The organism is Kitasatospora sp. NPDC023120, from assembly GCF_055560835.1.
This window is the reverse complement of the sequence record NZ_JBVHHY010000001.1, coordinates 317,093-336,000: the sequence shown is the minus strand read 5'-3', so window position 1 is coordinate 336,000 and position 18,908 is coordinate 317,093. Positions and strand designations below refer to the sequence as shown.

Annotated in this window: 17 protein-coding genes; 4 read left to right on the top strand and 13 right to left on the bottom strand. The window is 72.3% G+C overall.

What is annotated here, in order from left to right:
* Nucleotides 1-169 precede the first annotated feature (169 nt).
* The 5 genes from tuf to ACZ3TI_RS01585 all read right to left on the bottom strand — a co-directional run bounded on the left by tuf (nucleotide 170) and on the right by ACZ3TI_RS01585 (nucleotide 5,567).
* Nucleotides 170-1,363 (bottom strand): elongation factor Tu, encoded by a 1,194-nt coding sequence (gene tuf, locus ACZ3TI_RS01605; protein ID WP_030280743.1) that lies wholly within the window; start codon nucleotides 1,361-1,363, stop codon nucleotides 170-172.
* 219 nt (nucleotides 1,364-1,582) lie between these two features.
* On the bottom strand, nucleotides 1,583-3,688 hold the full coding sequence (gene fusA, locus ACZ3TI_RS01600) for an elongation factor G (protein ID WP_465722170.1): 2,106 nt from the start codon (nucleotides 3,686-3,688) through the stop codon (nucleotides 1,583-1,585).
* 39 nt (nucleotides 3,689-3,727) lie between these two features.
* Nucleotides 3,728-4,198: a 30S ribosomal protein S7 gene (gene rpsG / locus ACZ3TI_RS01595; protein ID WP_030055803.1), complete on the bottom strand. Its 471-nt coding sequence runs from the start codon at nucleotides 4,196-4,198 to the stop codon at nucleotides 3,728-3,730.
* 2 nt (nucleotides 4,199-4,200) lie between these two features.
* Nucleotides 4,201-4,572, bottom strand: coding sequence for a 30S ribosomal protein S12 (gene rpsL / locus ACZ3TI_RS01590; RefSeq protein WP_014144289.1), 372 nt, complete (start codon nucleotides 4,570-4,572; stop codon nucleotides 4,201-4,203).
* A 416-nt stretch (nucleotides 4,573-4,988) separates the two neighbouring features.
* Entirely contained in the window at nucleotides 4,989-5,567 is a 579-nt protein-coding gene (locus tag ACZ3TI_RS01585) for a DUF1707 and DUF4190 domain-containing protein (RefSeq protein ID WP_465722168.1), read from the bottom strand.
* A gap of 239 nt (nucleotides 5,568-5,806) precedes the next feature.
* Here ACZ3TI_RS01585 and ACZ3TI_RS01580 point away from each other — a divergent pair, with 239 nt between their 5' ends.
* The 4 genes from ACZ3TI_RS01580 (at nucleotide 5,807) to ACZ3TI_RS01565 (ending at nucleotide 10,868) form a co-directional block, all read left to right on the top strand.
* A complete protein-coding gene (locus ACZ3TI_RS01580; protein ID WP_465722166.1) occupies nucleotides 5,807-6,673 on the top strand; it encodes an ABC transporter ATP-binding protein in 867 nt (288 codons plus the stop codon).
* Nucleotides 6,670-8,292, top strand: a complete 1,623-nt coding sequence (locus ACZ3TI_RS01575; RefSeq protein ID WP_465722164.1) for a transporter — start codon at nucleotides 6,670-6,672, stop codon at nucleotides 8,290-8,292. The genes ACZ3TI_RS01580 and ACZ3TI_RS01575 overlap by 4 nt, the downstream gene beginning before the upstream one ends.
* A gap of 103 nt (nucleotides 8,293-8,395) precedes the next feature.
* Nucleotides 8,396-9,682, top strand: a complete 1,287-nt coding sequence (locus tag ACZ3TI_RS01570; protein ID WP_465722162.1) for a DUF2786 domain-containing protein — start codon at nucleotides 8,396-8,398, stop codon at nucleotides 9,680-9,682.
* A 73-nt stretch (nucleotides 9,683-9,755) separates the two neighbouring features.
* Nucleotides 9,756-10,868 (top strand): ADP-ribosylglycohydrolase family protein, encoded by a 1,113-nt coding sequence (locus ACZ3TI_RS01565; RefSeq protein WP_465722160.1) that lies wholly within the window; start codon nucleotides 9,756-9,758, stop codon nucleotides 10,866-10,868.
* 38 nt (nucleotides 10,869-10,906) lie between these two features.
* Here the strand turns inward: ACZ3TI_RS01565 and ACZ3TI_RS01560 are convergent, their stop codons facing one another.
* From ACZ3TI_RS01560 to ACZ3TI_RS01525, 8 genes are all read right to left on the bottom strand, one after another.
* Nucleotides 10,907-12,229 carry a serpin family protein gene (locus ACZ3TI_RS01560; protein WP_465722158.1) on the bottom strand — a complete coding sequence of 441 codons (1,323 nt, stop codon included), beginning with the start codon at nucleotides 12,227-12,229 and terminating at the stop codon, nucleotides 10,907-10,909.
* 64 nt (nucleotides 12,230-12,293) lie between these two features.
* Nucleotides 12,294-13,292, bottom strand: a complete 999-nt coding sequence (locus ACZ3TI_RS01555; RefSeq protein ID WP_465722157.1) for an ADP-ribosylglycohydrolase family protein — start codon at nucleotides 13,290-13,292, stop codon at nucleotides 12,294-12,296.
* A 22-nt stretch (nucleotides 13,293-13,314) separates the two neighbouring features.
* A complete protein-coding gene (locus tag ACZ3TI_RS01550; protein ID WP_465722155.1) occupies nucleotides 13,315-14,529 on the bottom strand; it encodes a cytochrome P450 in 1,215 nt (404 codons plus the stop codon).
* Between the two features lie 75 nt (nucleotides 14,530-14,604).
* The gene (locus ACZ3TI_RS01545) at nucleotides 14,605-15,345 is read right to left on the bottom strand and encodes an SIR2 family NAD-dependent protein deacylase (RefSeq protein WP_465722153.1); all 741 of its coding nucleotides are present in this window, start codon (nucleotides 15,343-15,345) and stop codon (nucleotides 14,605-14,607) included.
* Between the two features lie 59 nt (nucleotides 15,346-15,404).
* Nucleotides 15,405-16,019: a hypothetical protein gene (locus ACZ3TI_RS01540; protein WP_465722151.1), complete on the bottom strand. Its 615-nt coding sequence runs from the start codon at nucleotides 16,017-16,019 to the stop codon at nucleotides 15,405-15,407.
* 146 nt (nucleotides 16,020-16,165) lie between these two features.
* Nucleotides 16,166-16,846, bottom strand: coding sequence for a response regulator (locus ACZ3TI_RS01535; RefSeq protein WP_465721562.1), 681 nt, complete (start codon nucleotides 16,844-16,846; stop codon nucleotides 16,166-16,168).
* A complete protein-coding gene (locus ACZ3TI_RS01530; protein WP_465722149.1) occupies nucleotides 16,843-18,030 on the bottom strand; it encodes a sensor histidine kinase in 1,188 nt (395 codons plus the stop codon). The genes ACZ3TI_RS01535 and ACZ3TI_RS01530 overlap by 4 nt, the downstream gene beginning before the upstream one ends.
* Before the next feature lie 82 nt (nucleotides 18,031-18,112).
* A complete protein-coding gene (locus ACZ3TI_RS01525) occupies nucleotides 18,113-18,787 on the bottom strand; it encodes a DUF4097 family beta strand repeat-containing protein (protein WP_465722147.1) in 675 nt (224 codons plus the stop codon).
* Nucleotides 18,788-18,908: the final 121 nt, after the last annotated feature.

Genomic DNA, 18,908 nt, shown 5'->3' with positions numbered 1-18,908 from the left:
TGGTGGCCCGACCATAACAGTCGGCGATGAGCGGGCGGTGAAAGGAAGCGCGCTCCCGTGAGCGCCCCATGAAGGGTTGCCCGTGAAGGGCGAAGGGCCCCGCGCACCGGTGTGGTGCGCGGGGCCCTTCGGACTCAGCCTGTACGAGGCAGGCAGGTCAGAACGTCAATTACTTGACGATCTTGGTGACCTGGCCGGCGCCGACGGTGCGGCCACCCTCACGGATGGCGAACTTCAGGCCCTCCTCCATGGCGACGGGCTGGATCAGCGCGACGGTCATGGCGGTGTTGTCGCCCGGCATGACCATCTCGGTGCCCTCGGGGAGGGTCACGACGCCGGTCACGTCCGTGGTACGGAAGTAGAACTGCGGGCGGTAGTTGTTGAAGAACGGGGTGTGGCGGCCACCCTCGTCCTTCGACAGGATGTAGGCCTGGGCCTCGAAGTCGGTGTGCGGGGTAACCGAACCCGGCTTGATGATGACCTGGCCGCGCTCGACGTCCTCGCGCTTGATGCCACGGAGCAGCAGACCGACGTTCTCACCGGCCTGGCCCTCGTCGAGCAGCTTGCGGAACATCTCGATGCCGGTGACCGTGGTGGTGGTCTTCTCGGTCTTGATGCCGATGATGTCGACGGTCTCGTTGACCTTGAGGATGCCGCGCTCGATACGACCGGTGACGACGGTGCCACGACCGGTGATCGTGAAGACGTCCTCGATCGGCATCAGGAACGGCTGGTCCACGGCGCGGGCCGGGGTGGGGATGTTCTCGTCGACCGCGTGCATGAGGCCGAGGAGCTTCTCGCCCCACTCCTTGTCGCCCTCGAGGGCCTTCAGGGCGGAGACGCGGACGACCGGCAGGTCGTCGCCCGGGAACTCGTACTCGGAGAGCAGCTCACGGACCTCGAGCTCGACGAGCTCCAGGATCTCCTCGTCGTCCACCATGTCGGCCTTGTTCAGGGCGACAACGATGTAGGGGACGCCGACCTGGCGGGCCAGGAGGACGTGCTCCTTGGTCTGCGGCATCGGGCCGTCGGTGGCGGCGACGACGAGGATCGCACCGTCCATCTGGGCCGCACCGGTGATCATGTTCTTGATGTAGTCCGCGTGACCCGGGCAGTCGACGTGGGCGTAGTGACGCGCCTCGGTCTGGTACTCGACGTGCGCGATCGAGATGGTGATACCGCGCTGCCGCTCCTCCGGCGCCTTGTCGATCTGGTCGAACGGCGTGAAGGGGTTGATCTCCGGGTACGCGTCGTGCAGCACCTTGGTGATGGCCGCGGTAAGGGTCGTCTTACCGTGGTCGATGTGACCGATGGTGCCGATGTTGACGTGGGGCTTCGTCCGCTCGAACTTCGCCTTCGCCACTGCAGTCCTCCTGAGGACAGTTCCTGTACGCCGTGCTGACGTCAGTTGGTCTTGATCGGGCTGGGTCCGGGTGCCGAGAGCACCTCGCACCGTCCCGCGGGTGGGGGCCGGAGGCCCCGGGAGAATCCGTGCGGATCCTCCCGGGTCGCCTCCTAATAGCCTAAGGGGTCGGAATCATCCCGAATGTCGGACTGATTCTGAAGCCGGCAGAGCCGGACCTCACTCGCCCTTGGACTTGGCGATGATCTCCTCAGCCACGGCCTTGGGGACCTCGGCGTACGAGTCGAACTGCATCGAGTAGCTGGCGCGACCAGAGGTCTTGCTGCGCAGGTCACCGACGTAGCCGAACATCTCGGAGAGGGGCACCAGCGCCGTGACGACGCGGGCACCGTGACGCTCGTCCATGGACCGGATCTGGCCACGGCGAGAGTTGATGTCACCGATCACGTCGCCCATGTAGTCCTCGGGCGTGGTGACCTCGACGGCCATCATCGGCTCGAGGAGGACCGGCTTGGCCTTCTTCGCGCCTTCCTTGAAGGCCATCGAACCGGCGATCTTGAACGCGAGCTCGGAGGAGTCGACGTCGTGCGAGGCACCGTCGAGCAGCGTGACGCGGACACCCTGGAGCGGGTAGCCGGCGAGCACACCGAACTCCATGGCCTCCTGGCAACCGGCGTCGACCGAAGGGATGTACTCCTTCGGCACGCGGCCACCGGTGACCTTGTTCACGAACTCGTAGCCCTCGGCCTGCTCGAGCGGCTCGATCGCGATCTGGATCTTCGCGAACTGGCCCGAACCACCGGTCTGCTTCTTGTGCGTGTAGTCGATGCGCTCGACAGCCGAGCGGATCGTCTCGCGGTAGGCGACCTGCGGCTTGCCGACGTTGGCCTCGACCTTGAACTCACGCTTCATACGGTCGACCAGCACCTCGAGGTGCAGCTCGCCCATACCCGCGATGATGGTCTGGCCGGTCTCCTCGTCCGTGTTGACCTGGAAGGACGGGTCCTCCTCGGCGAGACGCTGGATGGCGACACCCAGCTTCTCCTGGTCACCCTTGGACTTGGGCTCGATCGCGACGCGGATGACCGGGGCCGGGAAGTCCATGGACTCCAGGATGACCGGGTTCTTCTCGTCGGACAGCGTCTCACCGGTGGTGGTCTGCTTCAGGCCCATGACGGCGACGATGTCGCCGGCGCCCACCGACTCGATCTCCTCACGCTTGTTCGCGTGCATGCGGTAGATCTTGCCGATGCGCTCCTTCTTGCCCTTGACGGCGTTCAGCACCGAGGTGCCGGACTCCAGGCGACCGGAGTAGATCCGGACGAAGGTGAGCTTGCCCAGGTGCGGGTCGGACATGATCTTGAACGCCAGCGCGGACAGCGGCTCGTCGTCCGACGCCTTGCGGGAGATCTTGGTGTCCGGGTCGTTGGGCTTGGTGCCCTCGATGGACTCGATGTCCAGCGGCGACGGCAGGTACTTGACGACCGCGTCGAGCAGGGGCTGAACGCCCTTGTTCTTGAAGGCGGTACCGCAGAAGATCGGGGTGAAGTCCGAGTTCAGGGTGCCCTTGCGGATCGCGTCCTGCAGCAGCTCGACCGGGATCTCCTCGCCCTCGAGGGCGAGCTCCATGATCTCGTCGCTGACGTTCGAGACCGTGTCGATGAGCGCCTCGCGGTACTCCTCGGCCTGCTCCTGCAGGTCGGCCGGGATGTCGACGATGTCGTACATCTCGCCCTTGGCGGCCTCGGCGGACCAGACCAGCGCCTTCATGCGGACAAGGTCGACAACGCCCTTGAAGTCCGCCTCGGCACCGATCGGGAGCTGCATGACCAGCGGGGTCGCGCCGAGGCGGTCCACGATGGTCTGAACGCAGAAGAAGAAGTTCGCGCCCGTGCGGTCCAGCTTGTTGATGAAGCAGATGCGCGGGACGCCGTAGCGGTCAGCCTGCCGCCACACGGTCTCGGACTGGGGCTCGACACCGGCGACACCGTCGAACACCGTGACGGCACCGTCGAGGACGCGCAGCGAGCGCTCCACCTCGACGGTGAAGTCGACGTGACCCGGGGTGTCGATGATGTTGATGGTGTTGTCGACGTCGTCGACCGTCCAGTGACAGGTCGTCGCGGCCGACGTGATCGTGATGCCGCGCTCCTGCTCCTGCTCCATCCAGTCCATGGTGGCAGCGCCATCGTGGACCTCACCGATCTTGTACGAGACACCGGTGTAGAACAGGATCCGCTCGGTGGTGGTGGTCTTGCCCGCGTCGATGTGCGCCATGATCCCGATGTTGCGGACCTTGGCGAGGTCAAGGGAGGTTGCAGCCATGGTGGCTCGTTCTCTCTCTGTCTAGTGACGGGGTACGGACTACCAGCGGTAGTGCGCGAAGGCCTTGTTGGACTCGGCCATCTTGTGGGTGTCCTCGCGACGCTTCACGGAAGCGCCCAGGCCGTTGCTGGCGTCGAGGATCTCGTTCATCAGGCGCTCGGTCATGGTCTTCTCGCGACGGGCGCGGGAGTAACCGACCATCCAGCGCAGCGCCAGGGTGCTGGCGCGGCCCGGACGGACCTCGACCGGAACCTGGTAGGTCGCGCCACCGACACGGCGGGACTTGACCTCGAGGGCCGGCTTGACGTTCTCCAGCGCGCGCTTCAGCGTGACGACCGGGTCCGAGCCGGTCTTCTCGCGAACGCCCTCGAGGGCGCCGTAGACGATCCGCTCGGCGGTGGAGCGCTTGCCGTGCAGCAGGATCTTGTTGACCAGCTGGGTGACGACCGGGGAGCCGTAAACCGGGTCGATGATGACCGGGCGCTTCGGGGCGGGGCCCTTACGAGGCATTCTTACTTCTCCTTCTTGGCGCCGTAGCGGCTGCGGGCCTGCTTGCGGTTCTTGACACCCTGGGTGTCGAGCGAACCGCGGATGATCTTGTAGCGGACACCAGGAAGGTCCTTCACACGACCACCGCGCACCAGCACGATGGAGTGCTCCTGCAGGTTGTGGCCCTCGCCCGGAATGTAAGCGGTGACCTCGATCCCGCTGGTGAGGCGCACACGGGCGACCTTACGAAGCGCCGAGTTCGGCTTCTTCGGGGTGGTCGTGTACACACGCGTGCAGACCCCACGGCGCTGCGGGGAGCCCTTCAGCGCGGGAGTCTTGTTCTTCTCGACCTTGTCCTGCCGGCCCTTTCGGACCAGCTGCTGGATCGTAGGCACCGTTTCTCCGTTTTCTGTGTGCCAAGGCTTGGTGGAACTAACCTGCGGTGTCTCCCTCGCACACGGCCCCGTGGTCGACCCACGCGGTCGGGTGTGTTGGGCTTGTTACGACACGGAATCCCATGGCTGATGTACAGCGACGGCGCTCTACGCGCGGAGCGCTGGAAGGCGCTCCGGCTCGGCGCGGCGACCGGTGTGCATGCACGCACAAGGACCCGGGGACACCCCAGGCACAAGGTCAGAGCGTACCTAGCGCATGGGGCGCGGTCAAAACAAATGCAACGCCGCAGGTCGCCGCCTTCGGCCGGGCGTCACGCGAGTGTCCCGTACGTGGCCGCCCGGTGTCGGGCCGTCTTCACCCGCTCTACCACAGTCCCCGACCGCCCGCCACCGGAGTGCGCGACGCGGACCGGCCCTCAGCCGAGGCCGAGGCCCGCCAGGATCCCCAGGGTCCAGAACGCGCTGCCCGTGTAGCCGATGACCAGGCCGAGGACGGCCGCCCAGTCGCCGTCCAGGTTCCGGGCCCGGATCTGCGAGCGGGCGATGTGGCCGGTGACCACCGCGGGGAGGGAGAAGAACATCAGGCTCAGGATCAGGGAGACGACCGCCAGCACGCTGGTCTGGCGGGCCTGCGGGGGCTGGGCGGGCAGGAAGGTGGCCGGAACCGGCGGTGCGGCCGGGGCCGGCGTCATCATCGGGCCGGCCGGCAGGTCGGCCACCAGCGCGGCCAGCTCGCCGAAGGTCCGCGCCGCGACCACCGCCTCGTGGCGCTCCTCGTACTCCTCGACGGAGAGCCGGCCCTCGGCGAACGCCGCCTTCAGCACGTCGACCGTGCGGTCGCGGTCCGCGTGGCCCGCCCGCATCGCCGCCTGCGGGAGCGGGGCCGGCTGCCGCCCGGCGACCGGCCGGTGGTCGCTGCCCCGGCCGTGTTCCCGCCCGTGACCCTGGCCGTGTTCGCGGCCGGGACCGGGTTCGCCCCACCGTTGAACGGACATCCGCCACCTCCCGGTGCCGCGGCACCCCCGCGCCCTCACTGTTCCTCATAGTGCAGGACGAACAAGGGAACTGAGTAGTTGCCAATTCGGCCCATCAACTGCCGGAACAGAGCCCGGGCGGCGCTCCTCACCCGTTCGGCGGACACGCTCAGGGGATCCTCAACTGGGACGACAGCCTGTTCGGACAGTGCCAGGCTGAGCCCCGAGAGCTCCGTCCACCACGAACAGAGAAGGCAGCAATGCAGGTGTCAACACCACCGCCCTCCGACCTCCCCGGGGCGGGCACCCCGTCCGCCGTCAGCATCCGAGGGCTGTGGAAGCACTTCGGCACCCAGGCCGCCGTGGCCGGGCTGAGCCTGGAGCTGCCGGCCGGCTCGTTCATCGGCCTGGTCGGCCCGAACGGCGCGGGCAAGACCACCACCCTGTCGATGACCACCGGGCTGCTGCGGCCCGACCAGGGCACCGTCCTGGTCCACGGCACCGACGTGTGGACCGACCCGGTCACGGTCAAGGCGCGGATCGGCATCCTGCCCGAGGGCCTGCGGATGTTCGAGCGGCTCAGCGGGCGCGAACTGCTGCAGTACACCGGGCGGCTGCGCGGCCTGCCCGGCGCCGAGGTGGACCGCCGGGCCGAGGAGCTGCTGACCGTCCTGGACCTCGGCCGCGACGCCGACAAGCTGGTCGCCGACTACTCCACCGGCATGCGCAAGAAGATCGGCCTGGCCGCCGCGCTGCTGCACAACCCCGACGTGCTCTTCCTGGACGAGCCCTTCGAGGGCGTCGACCCGGTCTCCGCCCAGACCATCCGCGGCGTGCTCAAGCGGTACGCGGCGGCCGGTTCCACGGTCGTCTTCTCCAGCCACGTGATGGAGCTGGTCGAGCAGCTCTGCGACTGGGTCGCGGTGGTCAACGCGGGCCAGGTGATCGCCCACGGGCCGCTGGACTCGGTCCGGGGCGGGCGCAGCCTGCACGAGGCGTTCCTGGAGCTGATCGGCGTCCGGGAGGACGACGGGCAGGCGCTCGGCTGGCTCGGCGGCGGGCGGGCCGACGGCGGTCCGGTCACCGACGGGCAGCTCGGGGGCAGCCAGCTCGGGGGCGGGCAGTGAGTGCGACCGTGCCCAACGCGGTGCCCGACGGGCGGACGGTGGTCCGCGCCCTGGTGGCGCTCAAGCTGCGGCTGCTGCGCAACGGACTGCGGCGCAGCCCCGGCCGGACCGCCGTCTACGTGATCGGCGGCATCGTCGGCCTGGCCTTCGCGAGCGGCATAGCCGTCGCCATGGCCGCGCTGAACGGGCGCTTCGCGGGCTCCGGCGACGCCGGGGTGATGCTGGTCGGCGTGCTGACCCTGGGCTGGGCCGCGCTGCCGCTGTTCCTGTTCTCCAGTGACGAGAGCGCCGATCCCACCCGGCTCACCATGCTGCCGCTGCGGCCTGGCCCGCTGCTGCGCGGCTCGCTGCTGGCCGCGCTGATCGGGCCCGGACCGCTGATCAACCTGGTGCTGGTGACCGGCGCGGTGCTGGCCGGTGCCGGCGGCGGTGTCTCGGCCGCCGTCGCGGTGGTCGGTGTGCCGCTCGCGGTGTCCTGCCTGGTCACGCTCTCCCGGGCGGTCGCGGCCGGCAACGCCCGGATGCTCTCCAGCCGCCGCGGCAAGGACTTCGCGATCTTCGGCGGGCTGGCCTTCGCGCTGCTGATCCAGGCCGCCAACGTCGGTTCGCAGAGCGTCTTCGGCCGTCCGGGCCACGACATCGACCTCAGCCCGCTGAAGCCGATCGCCTCCGTGCTGCGCTGGATCCCGCCGATCAGCGCGGCCGACGCGCCGCGCACCGCGGCCGAGGGCCGCTACGGGCTCGCGCTGCTGCAGCTCGCCGCGGCCGGCGTGCTGGTGGCGCTGCTGCTGCGCTGGTGGCGCGGCAGCCTGCAGGAGCTGATGGTCACCGCGGACTCCTCCACCCTGGAGGTGGCCCGCGGGGTGCAGCGCTCGCGCGGCTGGGGCTTCCTGCCCGAGGGCCGGGCCGGCGCGGTGATGCAGCGCCACCTGCGGTACGCCTGGCGCGAACCGCGGGCCAAGGCCGCGCTGTTCACCAGCATCGGCATGACGGCGGTCGGCTGCGTGCTGTCGATGGTCCAGGGCTGGGCGAGCGTCTACCTGCTGGCGATGAGCGGGATGTTCCTCGGGCTGCAGATGCTCAACCTGTTCGGCATGGACGGCTCGGCGTTCTGGATGGTCGCCGCCACCCTGCGCACCCCGGCGGACGCCCGCGACGAGCTGCGCGGCCGGGCGTACGCGGTGCTGTCGTACGCCGTCCCGGTGACGGTGGTGCTCGGGCTGGCGCTGGCGTCCGTCACCGGCCAGTGGGGCGAGCTGCCGTCCGCGCTGGGTCTCGCGTTCGCGCTGCTCGGCTGCGGAGTGGCGCTCGGCGCGATGTTCAGCGTGCTGGTGCCGTACACCATGCCGGCCGACAGCAACCCGATGCGCAACGCCGCCCCCGGCCAGAGCGGGCTGATCATGCTCAACTCCTTCGGTTCGATGTTCGGCGTCGCGCTGCTCGCCCTGCCGGTGGGCGGCTACCTCGGCTGGGCGCTGCTCTCGGACGGGCCGAGCTGGCCGGTGCTGCTGATCGGCCCGCTCTACGGCGCCCTGGTCGCCGTCCTCGGCGTGCGGATGGCGGCCACCCGGCTGCTGCAGCGCAGCCCGGAGATCCTGGCCAAGGCCGTCGAGCGCTGAGGCTCCCCGCACCGTCCGGAGCGCCCGGCCCCCTCGGTGGGGCCGGGCGCTCCGGCATCATGGGCAGGAGGAACCGGGCCGTCGAGGAGAGCAGGGACACACCGTGGGCAAGCGCGCGCAGCAGGGCGGGGACGCCGGGCCGCTGCTGGAGCAGGCGGTGCGGTCGGTGCTGACGGCCCCGGAGGAGGGGCTGGACCTCGCGCTGGACACCGGGGCGTCGCTGCTCGCCGCCTCCGCCGGGCAGTGGCCGGCGGTCAGCCGGGCGCTGCTGGGGTACGCGGACACCGCCGTCGGCCGCTGCTGGTCCGCCGGGTGGCGCCCGGCGGACCTGGTGCGGGTGGTGCGGCGCGGGCTGAAGCCCGTCCACCTGGCCCTCGCGGTGGACCTGATCGCCGCGGAGGACCGCCGGCACCCTGCGGCGACGCTGGACCGGCGCTGGCGGGAGCAGCTGCGCGAGCTGGAGGCCGAGGTCTGGTGGCCCGGCGACGAGCAGTACCTGGGCGCCTTCGCGCACCGGCACCGGCTGGACCGCTTCGCGCTCGCCACCGCCGCCCTGGAGCTGCTGCGCACCTGGGGCCGGCTGCCGCCGATCGCCCCGGTCGGGCCGGCCCCCGGGCAGGCGGCACGCCCGCATCGGTCCGGGCCCGAGCACGCCGGGGCGCCGACCGGCGAGCCGCGGATGCTGGCCCGGATCCGGGCGCTGCTGGCGAAGGCCGAGTCCACCGAGTACCCCGAGGAGGCCGAGGCGCTGACGGCCAAGGCCCAGCAGCTGATGGCCCAGCACAGCATCGACGAGGCGCTGGTGGCCGCCGCCGGTGCCGACCGCGACACCCCGGCGGCGCTGCGGATCGGGGTGGACAACCCGTACGAGGGCCCCAAGACGATGCTGCTGGACGCGGTCGCGGCGGCCAACCGGTGCCGGGTGGTGTGGGCCAAGGAGTTCGGCTTCTGCACCGTGGTCGGCTTCGACGGCGACCTGGACGGCGTCGAGCTGCTCTACACCTCGCTGCTGGTGCAGGCCACCCACGCCCTCAACAAGGCGGGCTCCGGCCGAGATTCGCGCAGCAAGGCGTTCCGGCAGTCCTTCCTGGTCGCGTACGCGGCGCGGATCCGCGAGCGGCTGACCGCCGCCACCGAGCGGACCACCAGCGCCGCCGCGGCCGGGCGGCACCTGCGCGAGGACGGCACCGAGGAGCAGCTGCTGCCGGACGAGAGGCTGCTGCCCGCGCTCGCCGCCCGTTCGGAGGCGGTGGACGAGGAGGTCGGGCGGCTGTTCCCGAAGCTGGTCTCGCAGCGGGTCCGGGTCAGCGACGGCGAGGGCTGGGCGGCCGGGCGCGCCGCCGCCGACCGGGCCGCGCTGCACGGGCGCGCCGGGGAGATCCACCGGTAGCGCCGCGGGCGGACCCGTCGGCTCCGGGAGACCTGATAGAACGTATCCCGCCACGAACGAAGGGGGATTCGACGTGACGGAGCCGGCGGCCGAGTCGGGTTACCGGGACCGGGTGCGCGGAGCGCTGCTCGGCGGAGCGATCGGCGATGCGCTGGGCTGGCCGGTGGAGTTCCAGCAGCTCCACCAGATCCAGGACCGGTACGGGCCGGCGGGCGTGACCGCGCTGCCGGCCGGGCCGGGGCCGGTCGAGGTCACCGACGACACCCAGATGACGCTGTTCACCGCCGAGGGCCTGATCCGCGGCTTCGTCCGCGGCTGGACGGGCGGCGGCGGCTCGGTGCCGGAGGCCGTCCACGGCGCCTACCGGCGCTGGCTGCTGACGCAGTACCAGCCCGCGCCGGACGCCGAACCGCAGCCCCGCCCGTACGACGGCTGGCTGCTGCGGCAGCCCTTCCTGTACGCGAGGCGGGCGCCGGGCAACGCCTGCCTGAGCGGGGTGTCTGAGCACCCGGTGTTCGAGGCGCCGTCCGCGATCGGGTGGCCGGGGCCGATCAACCCGGGCTCCAAGGGCTGCGGCACGGTGATGCGCTCGGCGCCGTTCGGGCTGGCCCGGCTGGGGGTCGAGCAGTCCTTCGGGCTGGCGGTGCAGTGCGCCCAGCTCACCCACGGGCACCCGACCGGCTACCTGGCGGCGGGCGCCTTCGCGGCGCTGGTCGAGCGGCTGGTGAACGGGACGGAGCCGTGGGCGGCGGTCGGCGAGACCGTGGAGCAGATCCGCGACCTGCCCCAGTCCAAGGAGACCGTCCAGGCGCTGGCCCGGGCGGTGCGGATCGCCCAGGAGTCCGAGCCCGCGGCGGAGGCGGTGGAGCGGGTCGGGCTCGGCTGGATCGCCGAGGAGTGCCTGGCCATCGCGGTGTACTCGCTGCTGGCGGCCACCCTGGACCCCGACCCGGTGCGCACCGCGCTGCTGCTGTCGGTGAACCACTCCGGGGACAGCGACTCGACCGGCGCGGTCTGCGGCAACCTGGTCGGGGCCGCGTACGGCGCCTCGGCGCTGCCCGCCGAGTGGGCCGGGGCGGTGGAGGGGCGGGCCGAGCTGCGGCAGGTCGCGGACGACCTGCTGGTGCTGTTCGGCAGCCGCGACCCGCTCCACCCGGGGCTCGGCGGGCGCTACCCGGCCTGGTAGGGGATCCCACCCGATTCGGGCTGTCCGCCCGTCCGGGGCTACTTCGCCTGCGGGTCGGTGACCTGGCCGAGGAACAGCGGGCCCCCGCCCGAGGTGTCCCGGATCAGGAACAGGAACGGCCGGTCGATGTGCAGCTGGACGGCCTCGCGCGGAGCGGGCGCCGCCGCCACGCCGATCCCGACGCCGCTGCCGGCCGCCGCGACCGTGCCCTCCTCGTCGACCTGGACGGTGGCCTTCTGCACCACGGTGCTGACGGCGAGCGGCTCCTTGGCGATGCCGCTGAGGTCGGCGTCGTCGAAGGCCGAGTGGACGCCGAGCGAGCGCAGCGCGGGGGTGAGCTCGTTGGACGTGTCGAAGTGGAAGCGCGGCAGCTGCAGGTCGACGGGCTGCTCGACGAGGGCGCCGAGGATCCGGTCGAGCTGGGGCTGGTCCAGCCCCTTGGTGAAGGCCGCGAAGCCGCCCTGCGCGGGGACGATCAGGTCCATCACCACGTTGCCGTCCCGGTAGGGGAGCTCGACGGCCTGCCAGGGCTCGCCGACGATGCCGCCGGAGCCGTCGGCGTACTTGAACCCGCCGGTCTGGCTCATCGAGGGGACGGACGGGGTGGAACCGTCGAGTTTGTGGAACGGGCGGTCCTCGGTGTGGCCGGGCTTGAACGCGGAGGCCCACTTCGCCTTGAGGTAGAGCGCGTCGGTGAGGACCAGCCGGGTGTCCCCGTTGATCTGCGCCGGGGCGAAGAGGTCCTTGATCCGTCCGTCGGTGGCCTTCTCCACGGCCGCGTTGACCGCCTTGCGGCTGCCGTCGGGGTCCTTCTTGAAGTCGGTGGTGTGCACTCCGGCGTCGAAGGCGGTGGCAAGGGTGGCCAGGTAGTCGGGCTGCACCGGGAAGCCCTGCTGCGTCCAGACCTCGTCGCTCCGGCGCAGGGTGAGCCCGTCGGTGGTCGGCACGGGCCGGTTCAGCGCTCCGGTGGCGAGGGCGTACTGCTTCGGGTCGAGGTCGGTGTGCAGGGCCTTGGCGAGCTCATCGGCGGTCGCGCCGCGGGCGCCGGGGAGCAGCATGGCGAGCGCGGTGGCCAGGCCGGACGGGGAGACCACGAGGTTGCGCCCGGTGTCGTCCGGCTTGGCGGTGAGGGCGTGCAGGAGGTCCAGCCCGAAGGCGTCGGTGGCCTTCGCGGTGGCCGCCACCTGGGCCGGATCGACCGCGGGCTTGCTTGCCGGCGCGGAGGCCCTCACCTCGGTGCCGGTCGCGGTCGCGGTGCTGCCGCAGCCGGCGATCAGCGGTGCGGCGAGCGCGGCGGCGAGGAGCAGCGCCGCCGGGCGGCGGGACGGACGGCGACGGGTTCCGGTGCTGCTGTTCGTCATGGCCCTTCGACGCGTGGCCCCGGCTCCGGGTTCCGTCCCGGTCCCGCGGGCTCGGTCCCGGGGCTCAGTCCCAGAGCGCCCCGAGCTCCAGCAGTTCGTCCCGGTACTCGATCCGCTCCACCCAGTCGGCCGGCCAGACCGCCTCCCCGTGGTGGGCGCCCGCGAAGGCGCCGGTCAGGCAGGCGAGGGAGTCGGAGTCGCCGCCGGAGTAGGCGGCCCGGCGGACGGCGGCCACCGGGTCGTCCGGCAGCAGCAGGAAGCAGAGCAGGCCGGTGCCGAAGGCCTCCTCGGCGACCCAGCCCTCGCCGGTGGCCAGGCAGGGGTCGGTCTCGACGTCGGGTGCGGCGAGCGCGGCGTCCAGCTGGTCGAGGACGGCGAGGCAGTCGTCCCAGCCGCGGGCGAGGACGGCCTGCGGCGAGCGGCCGTACCACCTCGCGGCGAGGTCGCCGAGCCAGAACTCGTCGTACCGCTCGCGGCTCGCCAGCGCGTACGTCCGCAGCACCGCCAGCAGGTCGGCGGGCCGGACGCCCTCGGCGAGCCGTCGGACCGTGTACGCGGTGAGGTCGCTCGCGGCGAGCGCGGTGGGGTGGCCGTGGGTGAGCGCGGACTGCAGCTGCGCGGCGCCGGAGAGCTGCCGGGCGTCCAGTTCGCGGACCAGCCCGATCGGGGCGACCCGCATGTTGGCGCCGCAGCCCTTGGAGCCGACGTCGCTCGCCTGCTGCCAGCGGACGCCGTCGTGGCTGAGCCGCTCGCAGGAGCGCAGGCAGGTGAAGCCGGGGGCGCGGTTGTTCTCCGGGGAGCGCCACCAGTCGACGAACTCCTCGCGGACGGGCCGCTCCAGCCGCAGGGGCGTGAGCGGTCCGCGTGCCAGGGCGGTGCGCAGGCCGCGGCCGAGGGCGAGCGTCATCTGGGTGTCATCGGTGACCAACGCCCTTGCGGGCAGTGGGAGTTGACGCCAGTCCGGATGTTCGGCGGCGATCGCCTCGATGCTCCTGAACTCCGTCACCCGGCCGATCGCGTCCCCGATCGCCAGCCCCAGCAGCGCCCCCGTCGCCTTGCCCACGGCCGCTCCCCCTTCTTCTCCGTCAGACCTCGACCAGCAGTTCTCCGAGCCCGCGGATCACGTAGCCCGGGTTCCACTCGGGCTCACGGACCAGCCGCAGGCCCGGGGCCCGGCGCAGCAGGGTGCCGTAGGACTCGGTGAGCTCCAGTCTGGCGAGCGGGGCGCCCAGACAGAAATGGATTCCGGCACCGAAGGTGATGTGCGGGTTGTCGGTGCGGGCGAGGTCGAGCCGGTCGGGGTCGGCGAAGCGCTCGGGATCGCGGTTGGCGGAGCCGAAGAGCAGGGCGACCTCGGAGCCGCGCGGGATGGTGACGCCGCGGACCTCGATGTCCTCCAGGACCCACCGCTCGAACATCTGCAGCGGGGTGTCCCAGCGCATCAGCTCCTCGATCGCGGTGGGCAGCAGCTCGTCCACCGAGCCGCGCAGCCGGGCGAGCTCCCCCGGGTGGCGGAACAGCGCCCACCAGCCGTTGCCGGTGGTGTTGACGGTCGCCTCGTGGCCGGCGTTGAGCAGCAGCACGCAGGTGGAGACCATCTCCTGCTCGCTGAGCGCGTCGGAACCCTCCTGGGCCTGGATGAGCGCGCTGATCAGGTCCTCGCCCGGTGCCGTCCGGCGCTCGCGGATCAGGGTGCGCAGGTAGTCGGAGAACTCGACGCTCGCGGTGACAGCCCGTCGGGCGGCCTCCTCGGTCGGGTTGAGCTCGAACATCCCGGTGATGTCGGCGGACCACGGGCGCAGCAGGTGCCGGTCGCCCTCCGGGACGCCGAGCATCTCGGCGATCACGGCGACCGGCAGCGGCTCGGCGACGGTGGCGATCAGGTCTCCGCCGCCGGCCCCGAGCAGGTCGTCGACCAGTTCGCCGGCCAGCCGCCGGACGGTCGGGCGCAGGCCCTCGACCATGCGCGGGGTGAAGGCCTTCGAGACCAGCCGGCGGATCCGGGTGTGGTCGGGCGCCTCCAGGTCGAGCAGCCCGTGGTCGTTCAGGGTGTGGAAGGGCTCGTGCGCCGGGTCGGGCTCGGGGCGGCCGAACTCCGCGTGGCTGAAGCGGTGGGTGTAGGTGCGGCCGAGCCGCCGGTCGCGCAGCAGCGCGCTGACGTCCTCGTGGCGGGAGACGAGCCACTGGTTCGTCGGCTCGAAGTACGTCACCGGCGCGTGCTCGCGCAGCTCCGCGTACGCGTCGTACGGGTGGGCCACGAACGCCGCCGACCAGGGGTCGAACTTCGCCGTCGTCGTCATCGCTCGATCACTCCAGGCCGTGAGGGGGACGCCGGAACGATCATCGTACGCACGCGGTACGTCCGTAAAGAGGCCTTACGCCCGTTCCATCACCAGCCGCCGCACCAGCTCGGGCAGCGCCTGCGAGATCGGCTCCCGGATCACCTCGGCCGCCGCCTCGTCGAACGGCGTCGGCTCGCCGTTCACCACCACCAGCCGGGCGCCGGACTCCAGCGCGATCTGCGGCAGCGACGCCACCGGGTACACCTGCAGGCTGGTCCCCACCGCGATGAACAGGTCGCAGGCCTGGGCGATGGCATCGGCCTGCCGGAGCACCACCGGGTCCAGCGCCTCCCCGAACATCACCGTCCGCGGCCGCAGGATCCCCCCGCACTCCCGGCAGTCCGGGTCCGGCTCGCCCGCGTCGACCCGCGCCAGCGCGTCCGCCATGGCTCCGACCACCCGGCAGCGCACGCACTGCACCTCCCGTGCGGTGCCGTGCAGTTCGAGCACCTTGCGGGCGGTCAGCCCGGACCGCTGGTGCAGCCCGTCCACGTTCTGGGTGAGCACCCGGACGGGCAGTCCGGAGCGCTCCAGCTCGACCAGCGCCCGGTGCCCGGCGTTCGGCTCGGCGGCCAGCGCGCCGGCCTCCCGCCGCATCAGCCAGGACGCGCGGCGCACCTGCGGATCCGCGAGGTACGGCCCGATGGTGACCAGCCGCTGCGCCGACGGGTCCTTCTGCCACAGGCCCTGCGGGCCGCGGTAGTCGGGGATGCCGGAGTCGGTCGAGATGCCCGCGCCGGTGAGCACGGCGATCAGGGGGCGCTTCGCGTTCATACCCGGGACGGTACGGGCGCCGGCCGGCCCCCGGCCACCGAATTCCGGCGGACACCCACTCAGGCCAGGGCCAGCCGGGGCGCGGCGGTGGGCCGGGCCAGTGGGGCCAGCGCGACCAGGTAGCAGGCGGCGGCGAGCGGGATGAGGGCCAGGTCGGCAGCCGAGGCGACGGTGCCGAGCAGCACCAGCACCGGGCTCCACCAGCGCAGCGTCCGGGCCGCGCCCACCGACGCGGCGATCAGCAGCGCCAGCAGGCCGACGTAGAACAGCAGCGGGCCGACCTGGTAGACGACCGGCAGCACACCCGGGACGGACTGCACCCGGTCGAACAGCCGCGACTGCTCGGCCTTGTCCGCCGCCTCGATGCCGACCACCAGGTCGATCCCGATCTGCGCCAGCGAGCAGAGCAGCCCCGCGAAGGCCGTCCCCAGCGCCGCGCCCACCGCGATCCGACCGGCCGTGCCGCGCGTGGCGAGCCGTCGGCGCAGGGCGAGGAAGACCGGGGCGAACAGCAGCAGCCCGGCGAACATCGCGGTGTGGCCGGCCGTCCAGCCGAGGCCCGGCTGGCGGGAGCCCGGCACCAGGCGGATGCCGCCGTAGAGGGCCATCAGGGCGGGGGCACCGACGACGGCGTACGGGGTGAGGCGGGTGAGGCGAGTGAGGCCGGCGTTCATCTGACGATCTCCCGTGGTGTGGTCCGTTCCGACACCCCAGAGCCTCCCGGCCCGGGCCCGCACCGCGGATCGCCCGCACCGGCGAACTCCCCGCCTCCCCCGCACGAGGGAGCCCACCAGCGAGGAGCCCACCAGCGAGGAACCCGTCAGGACTCCCCCGCCACCACCGCCCCCGCCTCGTACGCGAACACCACCGCGTGCACCCGGTCCCGCAGCCCGAGCTTGCTCAGCACATTGCTGACGTGCGTCTTCACCGTGTGTTCGCTGACCACCAGCTCCGCCGCGATCTCGGCGTTGGACAGCCCCCGCGCGATCAGCCGCAGCGTCTCCTGTTCGCGCAGGGTCAGCTGCTCCAGCAGCTTGGACGGCGGCCGCACCGCCCGCTCCGGCGTCCCCGGACGGCGGGCGGCGAACTCGCCGATCAGCCGCCTGGTCACCGAGGGCGCGAGCAGCGCCTCCCCCGAGGCGACCATCCGCACCCCGTGCGCCAGGTCGTCCCGCCGGACGTCCTTGAGCAGGAAGCCACTGGCGCCCGCGTACAGCGCGTCGAAGACGTAGTCGTCGATGTCGAAGGTGGTCAGCATGATCACCTTGGTGGACGGGAACTCCGCGCACACCCGGCGGGCCGCCTCCAGCCCGTCCATCACCGGCATCCGGACGTCCAGCAGCAGCACGTCCGGGCCGTGCGCGCGCACCGCCTCGACCGCCTCGGCGCCGTCGGCCGCCTCGGCCACCACCTCGATGTCCGGCTGCGCGTCCAGGATCATCCCGAACCCGGCCCGCACCAGCTCCTGGTCGTCCGCGACGACCACCCGAATCGGCGTCATCCGCCCACCCCCTCCACCATTGCGCCCGCCCCCAGCGGCAGCCGGGCGCTCACCAGGAAACCCCTGCCCTCCGGCCCCGGACCGGCCTCGGCCCGCCCGCCGCAGGCCGCCGCCCGCTCCCGGATGCCGACCAGCCCGCGCCCGCCCGACCAGCCGACCACCCTACGGTCGGCCGTCGGCGGCACCCCGCGGCCGTTGTCGGAGACCACCACCTCCAGCACCTCCCCGACCCGCCGCACCCGGATCGCCGCCCGGTCGGCCCCGGCGTGCTTGACCGTGTTGGTCAGCGCCTCCTGCACGATCCGGTACGCCGCCGCCTCCACGTCGGCGGGCAACCCGCCCTGGTCCGCGGGCAGTTCGAGCTCCACCCGCAGGCCGGCCCCGCGCACCCGCTCGGCCACGTCGGCGAGCTCGGCCAGCCGGGGCTGCGGGGCCAGCTGCCGGCCCGCCTCCGGGTCCTTCAACACCCCGAGTACGCGCCGCAGCTGGACCATAGCGTCCCGCCCGGCGTCGGCGATGGTGTCGAACGCGCGGATCGCCCGGTCCGGATCGCTGCGCACCACCACCGGCCCGGCCTCGGCCTGGATCACCATCAACGAGACCGCGTGCGCCAGGATGTCGTGCATCTCCCGCGCGATCCGGGCCCGCTCCTCGGCGACCGCCCGCGCCGCGTCGCTCGCCGAGCGTTCACCGGCCTCCCGGGCCCGCTCCGCCTGCACCCGGGCCAACTGCCGCTGGGCGCGCACCAGCGAGCCGAAGACGAAGCAGCCCACCGAGGTGAGCAGGCTGAACACCATGCCGTTGGGCGAGTGCGTCCCGAGCACGTTGCCGACGACGGTCACCGCCAGCACCGCCCAGCGCACCCGGTCCGAGCACCGCTCCGCCACCGTGTAGAGCCCGATGACACCGGCCAGCGGCACCTGGGCGTTCGCCGAGTGCGCCAGCACCGACAGCGTGATCTCGGCGGCACTGCTGAGCGCCAGCACGGTCAGCGGCGCCACGCGCCGCCACGGCAGCGGCACCGCGGTGGCGAGCGCCAGCAGATAGACCCAGGCGGGCCAGTGGGGGTCGTCGTTGTAGACCGCCCACACCGCGACCCCGCCGGACACCAGAGCCAGCAACGAGTCCAGCACGTAGGGGCTCAGCCCGGTAGCCCGGCTCCACCAGCGTTGCGCGCTCTCCACCCCGGTCCCTCCCCCGTAGCCGGGGGCGCCACCCCCGCGGAGAAGATCATGCCCTACCGGCAGGACCTCCGGTACGGCCCGGTCAGCCACCGCTGACCGTCACACCGCCGGTCTTCGCCCGCGCGGTGATGCTGTGCGCCGCCCCCGGCTGCGAGGGGATCTCCACGTCCACCCCGCCGTCCGACGCGTGCGCGTCCACCGCGTACGCCTCGCCGCGCGGCACGCTCACGTGCACTCCGCCGTTGTCCGTCGTCGCCTCCACCTTCGACGGCGCGGCGGCGAAGTCGGCCTTCACGCCGCCGTTCACCGCGGTCAGCTTCACCTGCGGCGAGGTCAGCCCGCTGGTCTCGACCCCGCCGTTCTCCACGGTGGCCTCCGCCTCGCCGACCTGCCCGGACAGCTTGATGCCGCCGTTGGTCTCCTTCACCCGCACCTTGGTCCCGGCCGGCACCTGCACGGTGTACCCGATGCCGCAGCTGTCGCAGTCGTAGGTCAGCCGCAGCACGCCGTCCTTCACCTCGTGCGTGCTCTTCGGCGCGTCCCCCCGGTAGTTCTGCCGTTCCACCACGTGCACGGCGTCACCGCCGCCGGTCACCTCCACGCCGCCGTTCTGCCCCTCGACCACCAGCTCCTTGACCGACTCGGCCACCCCGTACTCGACCCTCCGGTGCTCCCGGTCGTCCCCGATCGGCAGGCAGGCCGACATCCCGACCAGCACCCCCGCCGTGATCGCCATCGCGCCCAGCGCCCGCTTCATTCCGGCCCCCTTCGAAAGCCCCGTCATCCCGACACCGAGCACACTGCCGCGCCGGCCCCCTCCTGCGCCTCCCTCCCCGGAGCGGTTCCCGCCCCTCCCCCGCACGGGTGAGCCGGTCCGG